We start from the raw sequence: 18,358 nt of genomic DNA, 5'->3' as shown, positions 1-18,358 counted from the left end.
GCCGGCCGGTCGGTGCGTCGGAGGCGCCGGTCAGGAGTGCGCGTCAGGGGCGTCCGTGGGGACGGCCAGGACGGTGCCCCTCAGGAGCGGGTCACTTCTCCTCGGCCATGGCCTTGATGTCGTCGAAGCCGAGGCCCATCTTGTTGAACGCCTTGGCCTGGGCCTCCGGGATGCCGAGCGCGGCCAGCGACTTGAGCTGGGCGTCGGTCAGCGGCGCGGCCTCGGTGGTGAACGGCGGGACGCCGGTGGCGTCGCCCTCGGCGCTCGGGTCCTCGCCGCCGGAGGCCAGCACGAGGAAGGTCTTCACCAGGTCCTCGCTGGTCATCCTGGTGGCATCGGCCGGGGCCTCGACCTTCGGCGCGTCCTGGTTGAAGGCGAGCTTCACCGGGAAGTTGACGCCCGGGTCGACCTTCTTCTCCAGCTGCGCGAGGTCGAAGGTGGCCGAGTTGAGCGCGCCGTCCTTGAGGTACAGGTCGACGCCGACCTTGCGGTCCGGGACGTCGGTCGGGGCCTCGGTCGGGAACTTCTTGAACTGCTGCGGGAACTTGGCGGAGAGCGGCTTGACGGCCTTGTACAGCTCGTCCACGGCCTGGCGGGCCGGGGCGCTCATCCAGATGTGCTCGGTGCCGTCCTTCTTGCCCTTGTCCTCGAAGGTGACGGTCCGGTTGAACACGTCCTTGAGCGAGTTGAGGAGCTCCTTGCCGGCGGCCGGGTCGACCGAGGGCACGGCCTCCGGCTTGCCGCCCTTGGCGCCGTCCTCCTTCTTGGCCTCGTCCGCGAGCTGCTGGAGGTCGAGCGAGACCCACTTGCCGGTCAGCAGGCTCTTGGCGGGGGCCATGTCGGGGGAGAGGTCCTTGGCGACGGTGTCGACCTCGGCCGGGTCCTGGCCGGTGAGCTTGAGCACGCTCTTCATGTCGAGGTGCAGGAAGCCCTTGGCGTCGACCTGGCGGTACTCCAGGAGCGGGGTGCCCTTCTTGTCCGCGATCAGGTAGGAGATCCGCACCGACTTGTCGAGCGTGATGTCCTGCTGGTTCTTCTGGTCGCCCGCCCCGGTGTTCTTGAAGGCGTCGACCTCCTTGAGCGGCTTGTCGGCCGCGACCGCGACGGAGACCGAGAGGCCGGACAGACCCTTCGCGCTCTGCTCGTCGATCGCCTCGTCGCCGGTGGCCTTGGTGAAGGCGACGATCTGCTCGGGGGTGGCGTCCACGGAGAGCGTGAAACCGGCGGACTTGCCGTCACCGACCTTGCCGAAGGCCTTCGACACCTTCTGGCCGGCCGAGAGCTGCTCGGCGGTGCCGCAGGCGGTGAGGCCGGTGGCGAGGACGGAGGCGGTGACGGCGACGGGCAGCGCACCGCGGGCGGCCGTGCGGATGGCGGTGTTGATGGTGGAACTCCTGGTCTGACGGGGCCTGAGTGAAACGGGTCAGGCCATTCCCTCCCCTGCGGTGAAGAACGCCGCAGCGCATACACAGGTGATCACATTATCAGCAAGGAGGCACGCGATTATTTGACCCCGGCTTTAACTGATCGGGCCGATATCGATACCTTTTGGCCGGATTTCATCCCTTCGACGAGCCGGAGTTGGCACCCCGGACGAAATGGCGCTGGAAGCAGAAGAACAGCACCGCCACCGGCACGGTGGAGACCAGTGCCGCCGCCAGCTTGAGCGGGTACTGCGTCCCGGAACCGAGGCCGCCGGAGACGAAGTGCGCCAGACCCGTCGTCAGGGTGTCGTGCCCACTGGACTGGGTGGAGACCAGGAAATGGGTGAACTCGTTCCAGGAGCCCTGGAAGGAGAGCACGGTCAGGGTGATCAGCGAGGGCCGGGACATCGGCAGCACCACCGACCAGAAGATCCGGAACGTCCCGGCGCCGTCGATCCGCGCCGCCTCCTCGATCTCGCGCGGCACCGAGACGAAGAACTGCCGCATGATGAAGATCCCGGCGGCGTCGACCAGCAGCGGCAGCACCATCCCGCCGTAGGTGTCGAACATCCCGAAGCTCTTGAGCACCAGGAACTTCGGGATCAGCAGCACCACACCGGGCACCGCCATCACCGCCAGCACGAAGCCGTACAGCAGCCGGCGGCCGGGGAAGGCGATCCGGGCCAGGGCGTAGCCCGCCATCGAGTCGAACAGCACCCGCCCGGCCGTGACCAGGACGGTCACCAGCACGCTGTTGCCCAGCCAGCCGAGGAACGGCACGTTCTCCACGCCGTGCGCGAGCCCGAACAGCCGGCGGTAGGAGTCGAGGGTGCCGCCGTCCGGGAGCAGCGTCATCGGGTGGGCGGCCGCGTCCGGGTCGGTCTTGAAGCTGTTCGCCAACTGCAGGAGGAACGGCAGCAGGTAGAGCAGCGCGAAGGCGAGCAGCGCGGCGTACCCGAGCAGGCGCAGCGGCCGGGGGAAGCGGGCGAGCACGGGACGTTCCGGTCCCGTCCGGTGGTCAGCGCGCCGCACGGCGGACTCCCTTCGGGCGGGGCCCCCGGGCGCCGTCCCGCTCCCGCAGGGCCCACCGCTGCACGGCGGTGAGCAGCAGGACCAGGCCGAGCAGGACGAACGCGATGGCGGCGCCCTGCCCGTAGTCGGCGTTGTCGAAGCCGGAGGAGTAGGAGAGGTAGGCGGGGGTGAGGGTGGTGTTGCCGGGCGCGCCCTTGCCCATCACGTACACCTGGTCGAAGACCTGCCAGGTGGAGATCAGCCCCAGCGTCAGCACCAGGAACAGCACCGGCCGCAGCGCGGGAAGGGTGACGTGGCGCAGCAGTTGGCGCCGGCCGGCGCCGTCCAGGGCGGCGGCCTCCTCCAGTTCGCGCGGGACGTCCTGGAGGGCGGCCAGGAAGATCAGCATGAAGGTGCCGGAGGTGGTCCAGACGGCCATCAGGATCAGGGTGCACATCGCGACCGAGGGCCCGGCGAACCACTCCGACCAGGCCAGCCCGAGCGGGCCGCCGGTTGTCGGCGCGGGCTGGTCCACGCCGAACCACCCCAGCACCAGCCAGACCAGCCCGCGCGGGTCGGCGAACCAGTTGGGGCCCTCGACGCCGACCCAGCCCAGCATCCGGTTGACGGCGCCGCTGCCCTGGAACAGGAAGAGGAAGACCGTCGAGACGGCGATCGAGCTGGTGACGGACGGGAAGTAGAACACCGTGCGCAGGGCGCCCCGGCCGCGCAGCAGCCGCTGGTTGACGGCGAGGGCCAGGGCCAGCGCCAGCACGGTCTGCAGCGGCACCGTCAGCACCACGTAGTAGAGGGTGTTGCGCAGCGAGGTGGCGAACAGGGTGCGGTCCAGGCCGTCCACGGTGAACAGCCGGCGGTAGTTGTCCAGGCCCACGAAGTCCGCGGTGCCGTCGAAGGGGTTGGACTGGCCGTCCCAGTGCAGCAGGCTCACCCACAGCGCCATCGCGATCGGCAGCACCATGAAGAGGCCGAGGACCAGGACCATGGGGGCGGTGAACAGCCAGCCCCAGGCCCCCTCGCGCAGGCCGCGCACGCCGCGCCGGACGCGGGGGCGGGGGTCAGCGGGCATTCTTGACGGCCTGCTCGCCGTTGCGCTGGAGGGCGGCCAGGATTGCCGCCGGGTCGGCCGTGCGCAGCGACTGGAGGTCGGTGTTGAACTGGGTGAGCACCTGGTTGAACCCGGGGACGGTGACCGGCGGCTGGGCGTGGGCGACGCCGTCCACCCAGGCCTTGGACTCCGGGTACTTCTCGGCGTAGGCGGCGAGCGCGCTGGTGCGCGAGGGCATCACGCCGAAGGCCTTGGCGAACTCCAGCTGCTGGTCGCCGGAGGTGAGCTGCCGGACCAGGTCGACGCCGGCCGCCTGGTGGCGGCTCTTGGCGGCGATGCCCCAGCAGTTGCTGAACGCCAGGGTGCCGGGGCCGGCCGGCCCGGCGGGCAGCGGGAGCACCTTGTACGGGACGTTCGGGTAGTCCTTGGCCATCGCGCCCTTGAGCCAGTTGCCCTCGATCGTCATCGCGGCCTTGCCCTTGCCGAGCGCCTCACCGCCCCAGCCGGCGTCCACCTCGGCGACGTACTTGGCCGAGCCGGCCTTCAACAGGCCCTGGACGTACTCCAGCGCCTGCCGGTTGCCGGGGGCGTCGGCGGTCATCGCGGTCTGCTCGGGGTTGGTGATCCAGCTGCCGGCCTGCTTGAACAGGGCGCCCAGCCGCTGGTAGTCGGGGGCGGTGACCAGGCCGGTCACGCCGTCCTTGGTGAGCTTGGCGGCGTCGTCGGCGAGTTGCTGCCAGGTGGTGGGGTAGTCGGCCTCGGTGAGCCCGGCCTGCTGCCACAGCGTGGTGTTGACGGCCAGGGCCAGCGTGGAGCTGTCCTTGGGCAGGCAGGTGAGCCTGCCGTCGTGGCTGAACGCCTTGCGCAGCTGCTCGGAGAAGTCCGCGGCGTCGGCTATCTGATCGCCGTAGGCGTACAGCGAGCCGCCCTTGGCGTAGTTGGCGAACTGGTCGGAGTTCACGTAGAAGAGGTCCGGCGGGTTGCCGCCGGCGAAGGCCTGGCCGAGCTGCTGGTTGATGTTGCTCGCGATCTGCACGGTGACGGTGTTTCCGGTCCGCTGCGCCCAGGCGGCGGTGGCGGCCTTGACCGCCGCGGTCTCGGCCTCGCCGGAGCTGGCGATCAGGACGGTCAGGCTCTGGCCGGCGCCGGAGGACTGCTTGGCCGACGTGTCGCCGAATCCGCCCGAGGAGGAGCAGCCGGTGACGGCGCCGAGGGCGACGGCCGTGCAGACGGCGGCCGCGGCGAGGGTGCGGGAGGTGGCCATGCGGGTCTCCTTGCGGGGGGGGGGGGTGGGTGGTGGACGGCCTTCGGGGGACGGGTGCTTCGGGCGGGCCTCGGCGGCGGGCCTCGGTGGCGGGGTTTCGGGGAAGGGGCGCGGGGAGGGCGCGGGTGCTACGCGCTGTCGCGCAGCACCAGCTCCGGTTCCAGCAGCACGTGTTCGACGGGCCGCCCGCGGTCGCCGAGGCGCTCCAGCAGCAACTGCATGCAGACCCGGCCGACCGCGTCGAGCGGCTGGGCGAGGCTGGAGAGCGAGGGGAAGAGCAGTGGGGCGATCGGGGAGTCGTCGAAGCCGATCACGGCGGCCTCCGGGCCGGGGGTGCGGCCGGCCCGGCGCAACGCCTGGTACCAGCCGAGCGCGAGGGTGTCGCTGGCGGCGACGACGGCGGTCGCACCGCCGGCCAGCAGTTTCCCGGCGGCCTCGGTCGCGTGCTCCGGGTCGTCCGGGCTCTCCACCCGGCGGCCCCGGGTGGACAGGCCCAGTTCGCGCATCGCGCCCTGCCAGCCGCGGGCGCGGTCGTCGCCGACCCCGGAGCCCTTGGGCCAGCCCAGGAAGCCGATCCGGCGGTGGCCGAGCCCGGCCAGGTGGCGGACGGCCGCCGAGGTGCCGGCGGCGCCGTCCACGTCGACCCAGTCCCCGACGTCCTTGCCGGACCAGGTGCGGCCGAAGGCGACGAAGGGGACGCCGCGTTCGTGCAGCCAGCCCTGGCGGCGGTCGCCGCGGTCGGTGCCGCTGAGCACGAAGCCGTCGGCGCCGTGCTCGTCCAGCAGCTGCTGGTAGCTGGTGAGTTCGTCGTCCCCGGGGGCGACGGCGAACAGCACCACCCGGTAGCCGGCCCGGTCGGCGGCCTCGGAGAGCGAGTGCAGGAACTGGTCCAGGACCGGGGTCGGGACGCCGGTACTGCTGGAGCGGATGCCGTAGCCGATCAGCCGGCTGGCCCTGGTCTTGAGCGCCTGGGCGGCCCGGTGCGGGCGGTAGCCGAGTTCGTCGATGGCGCGCCGGACCCGCTCCAGCGTCTGCGGGCGCAGCAGCTCGGGCGAGTTGATCGCGTTGGACACCGTCTGACGGCCCACGCCGGCCCGGGCGGCGACCATTTCGAGGGTCACCGCGGACCCGGGCCCGCTCCTGGGCGATGAGTGTGCATGCATGACGGTGATCCTAGGTTCTGTCGCCACAGGGCTTGGCTTGGAGCGTTCCAAGCGGGGGTTCCATCAACCCCACCAGGGGAGTTAATGTCTTGGAACGCTCCAATGACAGAAAGGTTGCGCCCGGGTGGAAGCAACTGTCAAGCCCCGCACCGAGAACGAGGAGACCATGCCCGCGACCGACCTCCAGCCGTTCCTGCACGACGCCCGGCTCTCCGTGGCCGCCCCCAGCTTCTGCGCCGCCCGCCCCGACGGCCGCATCGGCGAGGGCGCCGACGGCTTCTACCACGGCGACCGCCGCATCCTCTCCCGCCTGGAGATCGGTGCCCCCGGCGTTCCCGAGGCCCCGATCGCCACCGCCGAACTCCCGGACGGGCGGACCGTCTTCGTCACCGTGCTGCGCGGCCTCGGCGAAGGGACCGCCGACCCCGCCACCACCCTGGAACGCCGCCGCGAACTCCACCCCGGCCGCCTGGTCGAGCACTGCACCCTCCACAACGCCGGCACCCGCCCCGCCCGCCTGCGCCTGGAGATCCGCGCCGAGAGCGACTTCGCCGCCATGGACACCGTCAAGGCCGGCCGCCCCGGCACCCCGGTCGAGCCCCGCGCCCACGGCGCCGACGGCCTGCGCTGGCAGGACGGCCCGCTCACCGCCGCCCTCACCCTCACCCCTCCGCCCCACCACCTCGACCCCGCCACCGGCACCCTCGGCTACGACCTCGAACTCGCCCCCGGCCGGAGCTGGCACGCCGTCCTGGAGTGCACCGCCGAACACCGCGACGGCGACCTCTTCCCCGCCGCCCGCACCACCCCCTGGAGCACCCCCGAGATCACCGGCCGCGACCACCACCTCGCCCACTGGCTCACCCGCTCCCACCACGACCTGCGCGGCCTGCTGCTCACCGACCCGCTGCGCCCCGCCGACACCTTCCTCGGCGCCGGAGCGCCCTGGTTCCTCACCCTGTTCGGCCGCGACTCGCTCTGGGCGGCCCGGATGATGCTCCCGCTCGGCACCGACCTCGCCGCCGGCACCCTGCGCACCCTGGCCCGCCGTCAGGGCCGGGCCGTCGACCCGGCCACCGAGGAGCAGCCCGGCAAGATCCTGCACGAGGTCCGCCGCGCCGAGCAGCACCTCGACACCGGCTCCCACCTGCCGCCCAGCTACTACGGCACCGCCGACGCCACCCCGCTCTGGCTCCTGCTGCTGCACGACGCCTGGCGCTGGGGCCTGCCCGCCGAGGAGGTCGAGGACCTGCTCCCGCACGCCGAGGCCGCCCTCGACTGGCTGGAGCGGTACGCCGACGCGGACGGCGACGGCTTCCTGGAGTACGTCGACAGCACCGGCCGCGGCCTCTCCAACCAGGGCTGGAAGGACTCCTCGGACGGCATCCGGTTCCGTGACGGCCGGATCGCCGCCGCCCCGATCGCCCTCAGCGAGGTCCAGGCCTACGCCCACGAGGCCGCCGTCAAGTCCGCCGACCTGCTGGAGGCCTTCGGCCGCCCCGGCGCCGAGCGCTGGCGGCAGTGGGCCGAGCGGCTGCGCGAGCGCTTCCGCGACCGGTTCTGGACCGAGGACGAGCACGGCCGCCACCCGGTCGTCGCCCTCGACCGCGACAAGCGGCCGGTCGACTCGGTCGCCTCCAACCTCGGCCACCTGCTCGGCACCGGCCTGCTCTCGGCCGAGGAGAGCGCGCTGGTCGCGCAGCGCCTCACCGCCCCCGGCCTGGACAGCGGCTTCGGCCTGCGCACCCTGGACGCCGCCACCGCCGGCTTCAACCCGCTGGGTTACCACACCGGCTCGGTCTGGCCGCACGACACCGCCGTCGCCGTGCACGGACTGGCCCGGGCCGGCCGGCCCGAGGACGCCGCGCCGCTGGCCGCCGGACTGCTGCGCGCCGCCGCGGCCTTCGACCACCGGCTGCCCGAGCTGTACGGCGGCCACCCGCGCGAGCGCTACCACCGCCCCGTCCCGTACCCCGCCTCCTGCCGCCCGCAGGCCTGGGCCGCGGCCTCCGCCGTCCTGGTGCTGCAGGCGCTGCTCGGGCTCGCCGCGGACGCTCCGGGGCGCCGGCTGTGGGTGCGCGGGAGCGTCCCGGCCGGGTACGAGTCGCTGCGGATCCGCGGGCTGACGGTGGCCGGGCTGCCGATCGAGGTGGAGACCGACCACACCGGCGCCGTCCGGCTGCGCGCCCCGGAGGGGTTCACCGTCATCACGGGCTGAGGGCTTCGTGATTTCCTGTGAAGGTCCTGCGTCGCCCGGCGGACGGACGGTCAGCCCGCCGACGGCCGCCCGACCTCGCCGAACGCCCGCCGCCCGGGCCGGCGTCGGGTGCTCCGTGTGCCGACTCGGCCCCGCCGGGAATCTGCCCGGCGGGGCCCCGGCCGCCCCGGGGGCACTGGTGTCCGAGGTGTCATCACCACCTGCTAACCTCAGCCGATTTCCCGCCGCACCGAGTCGGCGGACAAGACGGGGTAAGAGGTACAGAAGACCATGGCATTCCTCCGGGCCAAGCAGAAGGCCCAGGTCATCGAGAAGCTGTCGCAGGTGGCGCCGCCCGGCGAGACCTTCATCGCCTGCGTGCACGCGGAGAGCGGGCCCAGCCCGTGGCTCGCGGCCGCACTCGGTGAGATTCCGCTCGTCGGCCTGATCATCGTGCTGACCCGCAGGTACTACTTCCTGACGCTCACCAACAGCCACGTGGTGATCAACTCGGCCAACCGCTGGAACAACCGGCCCGGCGACGTGGTCGCGGCCTTCCCGCGGCAGGCCTTCCCGGTCAGCCGGGTCAAGCGGGCGAGCATCTGGAGCTCGATGTACGTCCAGATGCCGGGCAGCGCCAACCCGGTGCGCCTGAACATCCACCGCATCTGGCGGGCCGAGATGGACCAGCTGAGCGCGGCCTTCCCGCCCGGGGCGATCGACCCGAGCTCGCAGCCCTTCGACACGCCGCAGAACCAGGGCTTCCCGCCGCCGGCGTACCCGATGGGCGTCCAGGCCGCACCCGGCCAGCAGATGATCCCGCAGCAGCCGCCGCACCAGCAGCCGCAGCAGGGCTTCGGCGCGCCGCAGGCGCAGCCGTACCCGCCGCAGCAGCAGCCGCAGCACCAGCCGTACCCGGCGGCGCAGCCGGGCCAGCCGTACCCGCCGCAGGCCTACCCGCCGGCCCAGCCGTACCCGGCGCGGCCGGGCGCCCAGGTGCCGCCGCAGGGCCAGCCGTACCCGCCGCAGGTCCCGAACGTGCCGTACCCGGGCCAGCAGGGCTACCCGGGCCAGCACTGACCGCGCGCCCGCGCCGACCGCGGCCCCGGTTCCCCCGTGCGGGGAGCCGGGGCCGCGGCCTTCGCGGCGGGCTCCGAGGCCGGGCTCCGCGCCCGGGGCCGGCTCGGCGCGCCCGCCCGGGCGGACTCTGCGAGGCTGAGAGGGACAGCAGCCTCGATCGAGGAGGCCCGCACCGATGTCAGCGCAGAACCCGGAGCCGTCCGGGCGCAAGGGCCGGGTGGCCGCGCTCCGGGCCGCGGAGGTCCGGCACGCGCGGACCAGGCGGTGGCTGGTGAGCGGTCTGGTCGTCCTGGTGGTGCTCGCGGTGGTCGGCGTGATCGCCGTCGTGATCGCCGACAACCAGGGCAGCTCCGCGCCGTCCGGCGTCCCGGCGCACCCCCGGACCACCGCCGAGGGCCGGACCACCCCGCCGCCCTGGGACGCGCCCGCCGACGCCGCGGCGGCCGTCAAGGCGGCCGGCCTGCCGATGCTCGGCGCCGAGGGCACCGCCCTGCACATCCACACCCACCTGGACGTCTACGCCGACGGGCAGCCCGTGACCGTCCCCGCGCTGGTCGGCATCGACGAGAGCGCCCAGCGGATCAGCCCGCTGCACACCCACGACACCAGCGGGGTCGTCCACATCGAGTCGCCGGTGGCCGCCGACTTCACCCTGGGCCAGTTCCTGACCGAGTGGCAGGTCTCCGCCTCCGCGGACCACCTGGGCGGGCTGCGCACCGACGCCACCCATGCGCTCACCGCGTACGTGGACGGCAAGGCGGTGGGCGGCGACCCGGCGGCGATCGTGCTGCACGCCCACGACGAGATCGCCCTGGTGTACGGCACGGCCGCGGAGAACGCCGCCGTCAAGGTGCCGAGCGGCTACGACTGGCCGAGCGGGCTCTGAGCCTGAGCCGTCCACGAGCCGCCGTCGGGCGCTGAAACGCCGTCGGGCGCCGAACCGCCGCCGGACGCCGAGTCGCTGCCGAGCGGGGGGAGTCGCCGGGTGATCCGGTCGAACAGTTCCTTGAGCGGCTCGCCCAGTTCGCGGCCGAACCCGGTGAGCCCGTAGCTGACCTGGGGCGGTGTGGTCGGTGCGACCTCCCGCCGGACCAGGCCGTCCTGGACCAGGGCGCGCAGGGTCTGGGTGAGCATCTTCTCGCTGATGCCCTGGATGCTCTCGCGCAGTTCGTAGAAGCGCAGGTCGTTGTTCCGCAGGGAGATCAGCACCCAGATCCCCCATCGGCTGGTCACGTGGTCGACGACGGTGCGCGCGGGGCAGTCGGTGTGAAACACGTCATACCGGCCCCCCGGTGCGGCCGCTCTGTACTGCGGGCCTTCCTTCATGTGTGGAGCTTACTTCGAGGTATGTCCTTACCAAAAGTAAGTCGCTGCTCCTAGGTTGAGGGCATCGGAGCGACCTCCGAGCAGGACGAACAGACGAGTAGTGGGAGCAGAACATGATCGTGGTGACCGGAGCCACCGGGAACATCGGCCGGCCGTTGACCCGGGCGCTGGCCGAGGCGGGCCGGGAGGTGACGGCGGTGTCGCGGCGGGCGGCGGCGGTGCCGGACGGCGTCCGCCACGTGACGGCCGACCTGGCCGAGCCGGGTGCCCTCAAGCCGGTACTGGCCGGGGCGGAGGCGCTGTTCCTGCTGCTCTCCGGAGACCTGCACGGCGCCGGGGCCGGCCCGGCCGACCTGGTCGCCGACGCGGTGGGCGCCGGCGTCCGGCGGATCGTCCTGCTGTCCAGCCAGGGCGTGGTGACCAGGCCCTTCGGCCGGACCCGGATCGCGCTGCGCGCGCTGGAGGACAAGCTGCGCGCCGCCGGCGTGGAGTGGAGCATCCTGCGGCCGGGCGGCTTCGCCTCCAACGCCTTCTGGTGGGCCGACTCGGTGCGCACCGACCGGCTGGTCGCCGCGCCCTTCGGGGACGTCGGCGTGCCGGTCGTCGACCCGGCCGACATCGCCGAGGTGGCGGCGGCTTGCCTGCTGGACGAGCGGCACGGCGGCGGCCGCTACGAGCTCACCGGGCCGGAGGTGATCACCCCGCGCGGGCAGGCGGCGGCCCTCGCCGCCGCGCTGGGCGAGCCGGTGCGCTTCCACGAGCTGAGCCGGGAGGAGGCCAGGGCCGGCATGGCCCGGGCCATGCCGGCGGAGCTGGCCGACGACACCCTGGACATCCTCGGCTCGCCCAGCCCGGCCGAGACCCGGATCAGCCCGGACGTCGAGCGGGTCCTCGGTCGGCCGCCGCGGTCCTTCGCGGACTGGGCCGCGCGCAACGTCGCCGCGTTCCGCTGAGGTCGGGTCCGCTGAGGTCGGGTCCGCCGGGGTCGGGTCCGCCGGGCCCGGCCGGTCAGGGCCGCTCGTCGTCCCCGGGCGGCGGGGCGCCGAGGGCGAGGGTGAAGCTGAACCGGTCGCCCCGGTAGAGGGCGCGGACCAGTTCCAGCGGGCGGCCGTCGGCGTCGAGGCTGCGGCGGTGCAGCAGCAGCATCGGCAGCGCGGGCGGGGTGCCGATCAGCAGGGCCTCGCGCGGGGTGGCCAGGACGGTCTCGATCCGCTCGTCGGCGGTGCCGAGGTGGACGCCGTGCGTGCGCAGGTAGCCGTAGAAGGAGCCCTCGGGGTCGAAGTCCGTCGCCAGGTCGGGTACTCGGGCCACCGGCACGTAGGTGGACTCCAGTCCGACGCGCTCCTCGTCGGCGCGCAGCACGCGTTCCAGGTGCCAGAGCGGTTCGCCCTCGGCGACGGCCAGGCGCCCGGCCAGCGCGAGGTCGGCGGCCAGGCGGTCGAGGGTGATCAGGGTGCGGCCGGGGCGCAGGCCCTGGCGGGTGACGCCCTCGGTGTAGCTGGTGAGGGACAGCGGCTGCTCGATCTTCGGTCCGGCGACGACCGTGCCGCGCCCCTGGCGGCGCAGTCGGCCCTCCAGCAGGAGCTCGCGCAGGGCCTGGCGGACCGTCGCGCGGGCGACGCCGTGACGCTGCGCCAGGTCGGCCTCGGTGGGCAGCCGGCCGCCCGGGCCGAGCTCGCCGAGGAGCTCCTCCAGCCGCTCCTTGACCAGGTAGTACTTGGGCACCCGGCCGTGCTCGGGGACGCCGGCGCGGGCGGGTTCCGGGCCGGGCCGGGGGGTGGGCTGGTTCACCGCGCAAGCCTATCGAGCGGCCGGGGCGGGGACTCGGCGGCCGGGCGAAGGTCACGGAACGATAACCGGTCTGGACTGAATTTCGACCGTTGTTCATGCCGCCGTGGATTCGCCAAGGGTTCGTGCTCGCCCGGCCGCCCCACTCTCGGTGATGGTGCAACTGCACCGAACCGATGCCCAGTTGGGAGCCCCCCTTGCGCACCTCCCGCTCCATCCGCAGCACGGCCCTCGCCACCGCCACGGTCGCCGCGACCGTCGCCGCGCTGATCCCGCTCTCCGCGTCCGCCGCCACCGCCGTGACCGCGTCCGCCGCCACCGGTGCGGCCGCCGCGGTCGCGGCCGACGGCTCGTACCAGGGCCTGCCGAACGGCACCAAGCAGGCCAAGACCCTGGTCATCGGCGTCGACGGCACCCGCTACGACAAGCTGCTCACCGCCGACGCGCCCAACCTCAAGGCCCTGATGGCGGGCGGCCTGACCGCCACCAGCAACCTGTACGCCAACCCGCTGGCGCCCACCCTGTCCGGCCCGGGCTGGTCCACCATCGCCACCGGCGTGTGGCCCGACAAGCACAAGGTCAAGGACAACGCCTTCACCGGCGCCCGCTTCGACCTGTACCCCGACTACGCCACCCGCCTGGAGGCCGCCGACCCCGGCAACTCCACCCTGGTGATCGGCTCCTGGAACCCCATCACCGCCAACGTCTTCAACGGCCGCGCCGACCTGCGCATCCCGGAGAGCGAGAACGACGGCAAGACCGCCACCGACGCCGCGGACTACCTCGCCCACGGCAACCCCGACGAGACCTTCCTGCACTTCGACGGCGTCGACGAGGCCGGCCACGCCCACGGCGGCGCCAGCGCCGACTACCTGTCCGCCATCCACACCGTCGACGGCCTGGTCGGCCAGGTCGTGCAGGCCGTCAAGTCCCGCCCCACGTACGGCTCCGAGGACTGGCTGATCGTCGTCACCACCGACCACGGCCACACCGACGCGGGCGGCCACGGCGGCAACAGCGCCAACGAGCGGCAGACCTTCCTGATCGCCGACGGCGCCGGCTACGCCCCCGGCTCGCGCCGCTACGACGTCAAGCCGGTCGACATCGCCCCCACCGTCCTCAAGCACGAGGGCGTCGCCGTCGACCCCGCCTGGAAGCTCGACGGCCGGCCGATCGACGAGATCACCCCGGACGCCTTCGACGCGCTGCGCCCGAACCTGCAGACCCGGGTCGACGAGACCGGCATCCCGGCCGGGGTGAAGGGCTGGACCCACACCCCGCCGGCCGGCTGGAGCATCGACAACTCCCGGATGCCCAGCGGCGGTGTGACCGAGTGGCGCGGCTGGGCCTTCGCCACCGACGAGTTCTGGACCGCCGCCGAGCTGAACCAGTCCCGCGAGACCAATGTGCGCGCCCGCAACGTGTTCGCCGTCGCGGACTCCGACGAGTGGGACGACAAGGCGCACGGCGCCGGGCAGTTCGACTCCACCCTGATCAGCCCGGTCTACCCGGTGTCCGGCCTGAGCCGCGGCACGCTCTCCTTCGCGACCGACTACAAGGTGGACGGCCCGCAGACCGGTGACCTGTACGTGGTCTTCGACAACGGCACCCCGCAGCTGGTGAAGTCCTACCGCAGCGACCTCAACACCGTCGAGCAGCTGCCGGTCACCGTGCCGGCCGGCGCCACCGGCGCCCGCTTCCAGTTCCGCTACACCGGCACCAACAGTGCCTTCTGGACGGTCGACCAGGTGACCTTCACGGCCTCCTGAACCGCCCTCGGGCCCGCGGGCGGAGGCTGTGCGCCGGCCCCCGCCCGCAGGCTCCGGGTCAGGTCAGCTCGCGCATCCGCCGGATCGGGCCGGCCAGCAGGATCACCGGGCTCACCACGCTGACCACGGCGACCAGGAGCAGCGCCGTTCGCGGTCCCCAGGTCGCGGCGGCGGCCCCGGCGGCCAGGGCGCCGACCGGGATGGCGCCCCAGGAGACGAAGCGGACCGTGGCCATCACCCGGGACAGCAGCTCCGGGGGGGTCCGGGTCTGCCGGTGGGTGCGGGTCACGATGCTGGTGACCACGACCCCCGCCGAGAACCCGGCGTTGCCGAGTGCGAAGACCAGCGTCGCCCACCCGGGCCCGGCGAGCGGCAGCAGCAGGGCGAAGGCGGTGGCGACCACGGCCGCCCAGCGCAGCGCGGTGCCGCTGCCGAACCGCGCGACCAGCCGGGGAGTGGCGGCCGCGCCGAGCAGGCTGCCGAGCCCGCCGGTGGCCATCAGGGCGCCGACGGCGGCGGCCGGGGCGTCGAGGGTGCGGACCAGGAAGACCGGGGTGAGCGTCATCAGCCCGCCGCAGACGAAGTTCACCGCGGTGGCGTCGGCCACGCAGGGCCGGATCACCGGGTGCCGGGTGACGAACCGCCAGCCCTCGCGGATCTGCTCGCGCATCCCGGCGCCGCCGGTCGGCCGGGCGGCGGGCTGTGCGACCGGCGGCAGGGTGCCCAGCAGGGCCGCCGAAGCGAGGTAGCTGACGGCGTCCAGCAGCATCGAGGCCGCGCCGCCGACCAGCTGCACCAGCACGCCGCCGAGCGACGGCCCGGCCAGGTCGGTGGCGGCGACGCTGCCGGAGAGCAGGCTGTTGCGGGCGGTCAGCTCCTCCTTGGGGACGACGGCGGGCAGGAAGGTCGAGTTGCCGACGTCGAAGAGCACGCTCGCGAAGCCGACCAGCAGGGCCACCGCGACCAGTTGGGGCAGCCCCAGCACCCCGAACGCGGCGGCCAGCGGCACCGAGGCGACGGCGGCGGCCCGCAGCAGGTCCATCGCCACCTGGGTGCCGCGCAGGGGCAGCCGCTGGACCAGCACGCCGGCCGGCAGTCCGATCACCAGCCAGGCGACGTAGGCGGCGCCCGTGATCAGTCCGACCTCGAAGGCCGAGGCGTGCAGGGTGACCACCGCGATCAGCGGCAGGGCCACCGTCGTCACCTGGTCGCCGAGCCGGCTGACGGTCGAGGCGGTCCAGTAGCGCCAGAACGCCCCCGCCCCGGGGCCGCTTCCGCCGCCCCCGCTCCCGTCCCCGCCCGCCGGATCCGCCGTTCTCGCCGCGCCCACCGTCTCGGTCGTCAACGTCCGCCCCTTCGCCGCCACCGGTCCACCAGCGGGACCGAGTGAGTTCCCTTTAGGAACTCACTATACTGGGTGATCATGCGGCACACGGAAGCGGCGGACCCCGACTGCGCGATCTCCCAGGCCCTGACAGTGGTCGGGGACACCTGGACCCTGCTCCTGGTCAGGGACGTCGCCGGAGGCACCCACCAGTTCGACGCCCTGCAGAACGGACTCGGCATCAGCCGCAAGGTGCTCACCGAGCGCCTCAAGGCCCTGGTCGCCGACGGCGTCCTGGAGAAACGGCTCTACCACCCGCACCCGCCGCGCTACGAGTACCACCTGACGGACCGCGGCCGCGGACTCCTGCCCGTCCTGGTCGCCCTCCAGGACTGGGGCGGACGCTACGTCCTGGGCGACGGCACCCTCTCCGCCACCAGCACCCCCGACTCCGCCGAGACCCGCCGGGTCACGGCCCTCACCGGCCACCGGCTGCCCGCACTGGAACTCGACGCCGCCGCCGGCGGACGGGTCGACCCGGTCGCCGCGGACCACGCCTGGACGGTGCTCTACTGCTACCCCGGCGCCTACGCCCCGGGCGGGGCCGACCAGCCGCCCGGCTGGGGCGACATCCCCGGCGCGCCCGGCTGCACCCTGGAGTCCTGCACCTACCGCGACCGGATGGGCGAGTTCGCCGCCCGCGACACCGTCGTCCACGGCGTCAGCACCCAACGCCCGGACCAGCTGGCGGCCTTCGCCGAGCACGCCCGGATCCCGTTCCCGCTGCTCTCCGACGCCGGCCTGGAACTCGCCGCCGGGCTTCGGCTGCCCACCTTCCGCGCCGCGGGCGTCGAACGCCTCAAACGGCTCACCCTGGTCCTCGACGCCGGCCGCACCGTGCGCGGCGTGCTCTACCCCGTCACCGACCCCGCGGGCTCGGTCGAGGACGTCCTCACCCTGCTGGACGGGCTGCGCCGCTGACCCCCGGACGCACGACAGCGGGTGCGCCCCCGGCCCGGCCGGGAGCGCACCCGCTCAACTGTGCTGCGGCGGACGGCGGTCAGTACCGCGAGGCGATCACGAACCAGCCGACCACCATGATCAGGACGACGGCGACGATCGCGACCGCGGTCGGCGTCAGCCGGTCCCGGAACTGCTTCCCGGGCTCGACCCGCTGCGCCTCCTCGGTGCTGGACTCCCACCAGGTGCGCAGCCGCCGGACGTTCACGTCGAAGTCCTCGGTCGGGTACAGCGGGCTCCAGGACAGGCCCGGCAGCGAGCGCCGGCGCCCGCCCGTGGTGAAGATCCGCGCCGCGCGGGTCGGTCCTGAGCCGGCGTACGGGCCGCTGGACGCGGTGGTGCGGACGTCGACCCAGCGGATCTCCGCCCAGGAGTAGGTGCGCCCGGCCCCGAACCCCCAGCAGATCGTCACGCCCTCGGGCCCGACCCGGCTCCAGCCTCGCCACGAGCTGTAGAAGACCGGCACGAACAGCACCACGACGGTGCCGAGCGACCAGGCCACGAACACCGGCCCGGAGCGCATCATCCCGACGGACACCATGAGGACGAGGAAGGCGAGCGCGCCGACCAGACGGGACTTGGAGGGGCGGAACAAGTCCTTGCCCCGGAACACCAGTTCGTTCACGGGTCGCAGGCTACTCCGGTGCGTCGTCTGCGAACAGGAAGTTCGACGCGATCTTCACGGGAGGCGGGAGGCCGGGGCTGCCCGGTGCCTCCTCGACCACCCGACCGGGGATCATGCCTGTTCCCCGGCGCGGAGTTCGGTGGCGATCTGGCGTCGGCCGGCGATGAGGGTCTCCAGGACGATGCCGAGGCCGACCAGCAGGGCGAGGCCGGTGGTGGGCAGCAGGACGGGGAGCAGGACGGGGGTGATGGCGTCGCCGACCTCGGCGCCGACGAGGGTGGAGATGTCGAAGGCGCCGCCGAGCAGGGCGACGGCCGCGAGGGCGGCCAGGCCGCCGCCGACGGCGGCCGCGAGGGTCTGCGGCAGTGCCTCGGTGATGATCAGTGCGAGTCCTTGGCGGGGGCGCAGGCCCATGGTGCGCAGGCGGGCGAGGACGGCGGTGCGGTCGGGTGCGGCGCGGAACAGCGTCAGCAGGACGGCGAGCAGGGCGTAGCCGGCTCCGGCGGCGGCCGCGTACCAGAACAGCCGCTCGGCGGCGTGCTGCAACGGATCGTCGGCCAGGGCGGCCGCGGTGTCCCGGCTGCTGTGCACGACGTAACCGGCGGGCAGGCCGTGCGCGTCCTTGCCGACGGCCGTTGCCTCGTCCGCGACCAGCTTGGCCATGCCGACCGGCTGGGCACCGCCGTTGCCGCGCAGCGCCGTCCGGACGGCCTCGGGATCCACGCCGCCGACGGCGAACCACCTGTTCACCCGCCGGGTGTCCGGCAGGCGCTCCCAGGCGGGGCCCGCGGCCACCACGGCGAAGGGCGCGCCGGGGTCGGGCAGGGCGGCGGTGGCGCCGACGGTCGCGGCGACGCCGAGGCGCAGGTCGTTGCCGTTGGCCGTGCGCACCTGGGACGCCCCGGTGGCGGTCAGGCGCTTGGCCAGGTCGCGGCTGACCAGGGCGGGCACCGGGGTGTCCCGGCCGCCGGGGGCGGCGGCCAGCCTCGCCGGGTCGAACTCGCCGATCCCGAGGGTCCGGGAGATCTCGGCGTAGGCCGCCGGGTCGACCACCATCACCAGGTAGGCGTCGGTGTAGGTCTGGTCGGCGGCGAGGACCCGGACCTTGTCGACCCAGACCGCGGTGGAGGCGTGGACGCCGGGCAGGGTGTCGGCGGCCTTGGTGAAGGACTCGGTGAGGGTGGCGTAGTCGGGCAGGGAGACGCTGATGTCCCCGCCGGTGGCGATCCGCGCGGCCCGGGTGCGGACGTGGTCGACGGTGTCGAGCACGGTGGCACCGAAACCGGTGGTGGTCACGGCGA

Annotated in this window: 16 protein-coding genes and 1 pseudogene; 7 read left to right on the top strand and 10 right to left on the bottom strand. The window is 73.6% G+C overall.

The window, feature by feature from the left end; translation table 11 throughout:
* Nucleotides 1-91: 91 nt before the first annotated feature.
* Entirely contained in the window at nt 92-1,207 is a 1,116-nt protein-coding gene (locus ACFXPX_RS28070; RefSeq protein WP_380643926.1) for a hypothetical protein, read from the bottom strand.
* Between the two features lie 22 nt (nt 1,208-1,229).
* On the opposite strand from ACFXPX_RS28070, the gene ACFXPX_RS28065 reads away from it, so the two are divergent.
* Nucleotides 1,230-1,403 carry a hypothetical protein gene (locus ACFXPX_RS28065; protein ID WP_380643925.1) on the top strand — a complete coding sequence of 58 codons (174 nt, stop codon included), beginning with the start codon at nt 1,230-1,232 and terminating at the stop codon, nt 1,401-1,403.
* 156 nt (nt 1,404-1,559) lie between these two features.
* Here ACFXPX_RS28065 and ACFXPX_RS28060 read toward each other — a convergent pair whose 3' ends face one another.
* The 4 genes from ACFXPX_RS28060 to ACFXPX_RS28045 all read right to left on the bottom strand — a co-directional run bounded on the left by ACFXPX_RS28060 (nt 1,560) and on the right by ACFXPX_RS28045 (nt 5,928).
* Nucleotides 1,560-2,456 carry a carbohydrate ABC transporter permease gene (locus ACFXPX_RS28060; protein ID WP_380527637.1) on the bottom strand — a complete coding sequence of 299 codons (897 nt, stop codon included), beginning with the start codon at nt 2,454-2,456 and terminating at the stop codon, nt 1,560-1,562.
* Nucleotides 2,443-3,522, bottom strand: coding sequence for a carbohydrate ABC transporter permease (locus tag ACFXPX_RS28055; RefSeq protein WP_380527635.1), 1,080 nt, complete (start codon nt 3,520-3,522; stop codon nt 2,443-2,445). The genes ACFXPX_RS28060 and ACFXPX_RS28055 overlap by 14 nt, the downstream gene beginning before the upstream one ends.
* The gene (locus ACFXPX_RS28050; RefSeq protein WP_380527633.1) at nt 3,512-4,765 is read right to left on the bottom strand and encodes an extracellular solute-binding protein; all 1,254 of its coding nucleotides are present in this window, start codon (nt 4,763-4,765) and stop codon (nt 3,512-3,514) included. Before ACFXPX_RS28050 ends, ACFXPX_RS28055 begins: the two co-directional genes overlap by 11 nt.
* Nucleotides 4,766-4,893: 128 nt before the next feature.
* Complete coding sequence (locus ACFXPX_RS28045) at nt 4,894-5,928, bottom strand: LacI family DNA-binding transcriptional regulator (protein WP_380527631.1); 1,035 nt, start codon at nt 5,926-5,928, stop codon at nt 4,894-4,896.
* 124 nt (nt 5,929-6,052) lie between these two features.
* Between ACFXPX_RS28045 and ACFXPX_RS28040 the strand changes: the two genes are divergently transcribed.
* The 3 genes from ACFXPX_RS28040 (at nt 6,053) to ACFXPX_RS28030 (ending at nt 10,091) form a co-directional block, all read left to right on the top strand.
* Complete coding sequence (locus ACFXPX_RS28040) at nt 6,053-8,146, top strand: glycogen debranching N-terminal domain-containing protein (protein WP_380592910.1); 2,094 nt, start codon at nt 6,053-6,055, stop codon at nt 8,144-8,146.
* 270 nt (nt 8,147-8,416) lie between these two features.
* Nucleotides 8,417-9,205: a hypothetical protein gene (locus ACFXPX_RS28035; protein ID WP_380592912.1), complete on the top strand. Its 789-nt coding sequence runs from the start codon at nt 8,417-8,419 to the stop codon at nt 9,203-9,205.
* Nucleotides 9,206-9,380: 175 nt separating this feature from the next.
* Nucleotides 9,381-10,091 carry a hypothetical protein gene (locus ACFXPX_RS28030; RefSeq protein ID WP_380592914.1) on the top strand — a complete coding sequence of 237 codons (711 nt, stop codon included), beginning with the start codon at nt 9,381-9,383 and terminating at the stop codon, nt 10,089-10,091.
* On the opposite strand, the gene ACFXPX_RS28025 is transcribed toward ACFXPX_RS28030, so the two are convergent.
* Nucleotides 10,067-10,531: a winged helix-turn-helix transcriptional regulator gene (locus ACFXPX_RS28025; RefSeq protein ID WP_380643924.1), complete on the bottom strand. Its 465-nt coding sequence runs from the start codon at nt 10,529-10,531 to the stop codon at nt 10,067-10,069. The two genes, ACFXPX_RS28030 and ACFXPX_RS28025, sit on opposite strands and share 25 nt — an antisense overlap.
* 113 nt (nt 10,532-10,644) lie before the next feature.
* On the opposite strand from ACFXPX_RS28025, the gene ACFXPX_RS28020 reads away from it, so the two are divergent.
* The gene (locus ACFXPX_RS28020; protein ID WP_380643923.1) at nt 10,645-11,484 is read left to right on the top strand and encodes an SDR family oxidoreductase; all 840 of its coding nucleotides are present in this window, start codon (nt 10,645-10,647) and stop codon (nt 11,482-11,484) included.
* A 55-nt stretch (nt 11,485-11,539) separates the two neighbouring features.
* Here the strand turns inward: ACFXPX_RS28020 and ACFXPX_RS28015 are convergent, their stop codons facing one another.
* Nucleotides 11,540-12,322, bottom strand: coding sequence for a GntR family transcriptional regulator (locus ACFXPX_RS28015; RefSeq protein ID WP_380643922.1), 783 nt, complete (start codon nt 12,320-12,322; stop codon nt 11,540-11,542).
* Between the two features lie 194 nt (nt 12,323-12,516).
* On the opposite strand from ACFXPX_RS28015, the gene ACFXPX_RS28010 reads away from it, so the two are divergent.
* A complete protein-coding gene (locus tag ACFXPX_RS28010) occupies nt 12,517-14,088 on the top strand; it encodes an alkaline phosphatase family protein (RefSeq protein WP_380643921.1) in 1,572 nt (523 codons plus the stop codon).
* Nucleotides 14,089-14,146: 58 nt separating this feature from the next.
* Here ACFXPX_RS28010 and ACFXPX_RS28005 read toward each other — a convergent pair whose 3' ends face one another.
* On the bottom strand, nt 14,147-15,433 hold the full coding sequence (locus ACFXPX_RS28005) for an MFS transporter (RefSeq protein ID WP_380527617.1): 1,287 nt from the start codon (nt 15,431-15,433) through the stop codon (nt 14,147-14,149).
* A 78-nt stretch (nt 15,434-15,511) separates the two neighbouring features.
* Here ACFXPX_RS28005 and ACFXPX_RS28000 point away from each other — a divergent pair, with 78 nt between their 5' ends.
* A complete protein-coding gene (locus ACFXPX_RS28000) occupies nt 15,512-16,393 on the top strand; it encodes a winged helix-turn-helix transcriptional regulator (RefSeq protein ID WP_380527615.1) in 882 nt (293 codons plus the stop codon).
* A 79-nt stretch (nt 16,394-16,472) separates the two neighbouring features.
* Here the strand turns inward: ACFXPX_RS28000 and ACFXPX_RS27995 are convergent, their stop codons facing one another.
* Nucleotides 16,473-17,057 (bottom strand): hypothetical protein, encoded by a 585-nt coding sequence (locus ACFXPX_RS27995; protein ID WP_380527613.1) that lies wholly within the window; start codon nt 17,055-17,057, stop codon nt 16,473-16,475.
* A 111-nt stretch (nt 17,058-17,168) separates the two neighbouring features.
* Nucleotides 17,169-18,358: pseudogene (locus tag ACFXPX_RS27990) on the bottom strand (hypothetical protein); the annotation flags it as partial.

Source organism: Kitasatospora sp. NPDC059146 (genome assembly GCF_042786665.1).
GTDB lineage: Bacteria > Actinomycetota > Actinomycetes > Streptomycetales > Streptomycetaceae > Kitasatospora.
The sequence above is the reverse complement of the archived record's forward strand: the minus strand, read 5'-3'. Positions and strand labels throughout refer to the sequence as shown.

Bases quoted from the DNA above. Each gene is read 5' to 3' on its own strand.
- ACFXPX_RS28020 (WP_380643923.1), top strand. From the start codon at position 10,645: ATGATCGTGGTGACCGGAGCCACCGGGAACATCGGCCGGCCGTTGACC.
- ACFXPX_RS28025 (WP_380643924.1), bottom strand. From the start codon at position 10,531: ATGAAGGAAGGCCCGCAGTACAGAGCGGCCGCACCGGGGGGCCGGTAT.
- ACFXPX_RS28030 (WP_380592914.1), top strand. From the start codon at position 9,381: ATGTCAGCGCAGAACCCGGAGCCGTCCGGGCGCAAGGGCCGGGTGGCC.
- ACFXPX_RS28055 (WP_380527635.1), bottom strand. From the start codon at position 3,522: ATGCCCGCTGACCCCCGCCCCCGCGTCCGGCGCGGCGTGCGCGGCCTG.
- ACFXPX_RS28045 (WP_380527631.1), bottom strand. From the start codon at position 5,928: ATGCATGCACACTCATCGCCCAGGAGCGGGCCCGGGTCCGCGGTGACC.
- ACFXPX_RS28000 (WP_380527615.1), top strand. From the start codon at position 15,512: ATGCGGCACACGGAAGCGGCGGACCCCGACTGCGCGATCTCCCAGGCC.
- ACFXPX_RS28050 (WP_380527633.1), bottom strand. From the start codon at position 4,765: ATGGCCACCTCCCGCACCCTCGCCGCGGCCGCCGTCTGCACGGCCGTC.
- ACFXPX_RS28035 (WP_380592912.1), top strand. From the start codon at position 8,417: ATGGCATTCCTCCGGGCCAAGCAGAAGGCCCAGGTCATCGAGAAGCTG.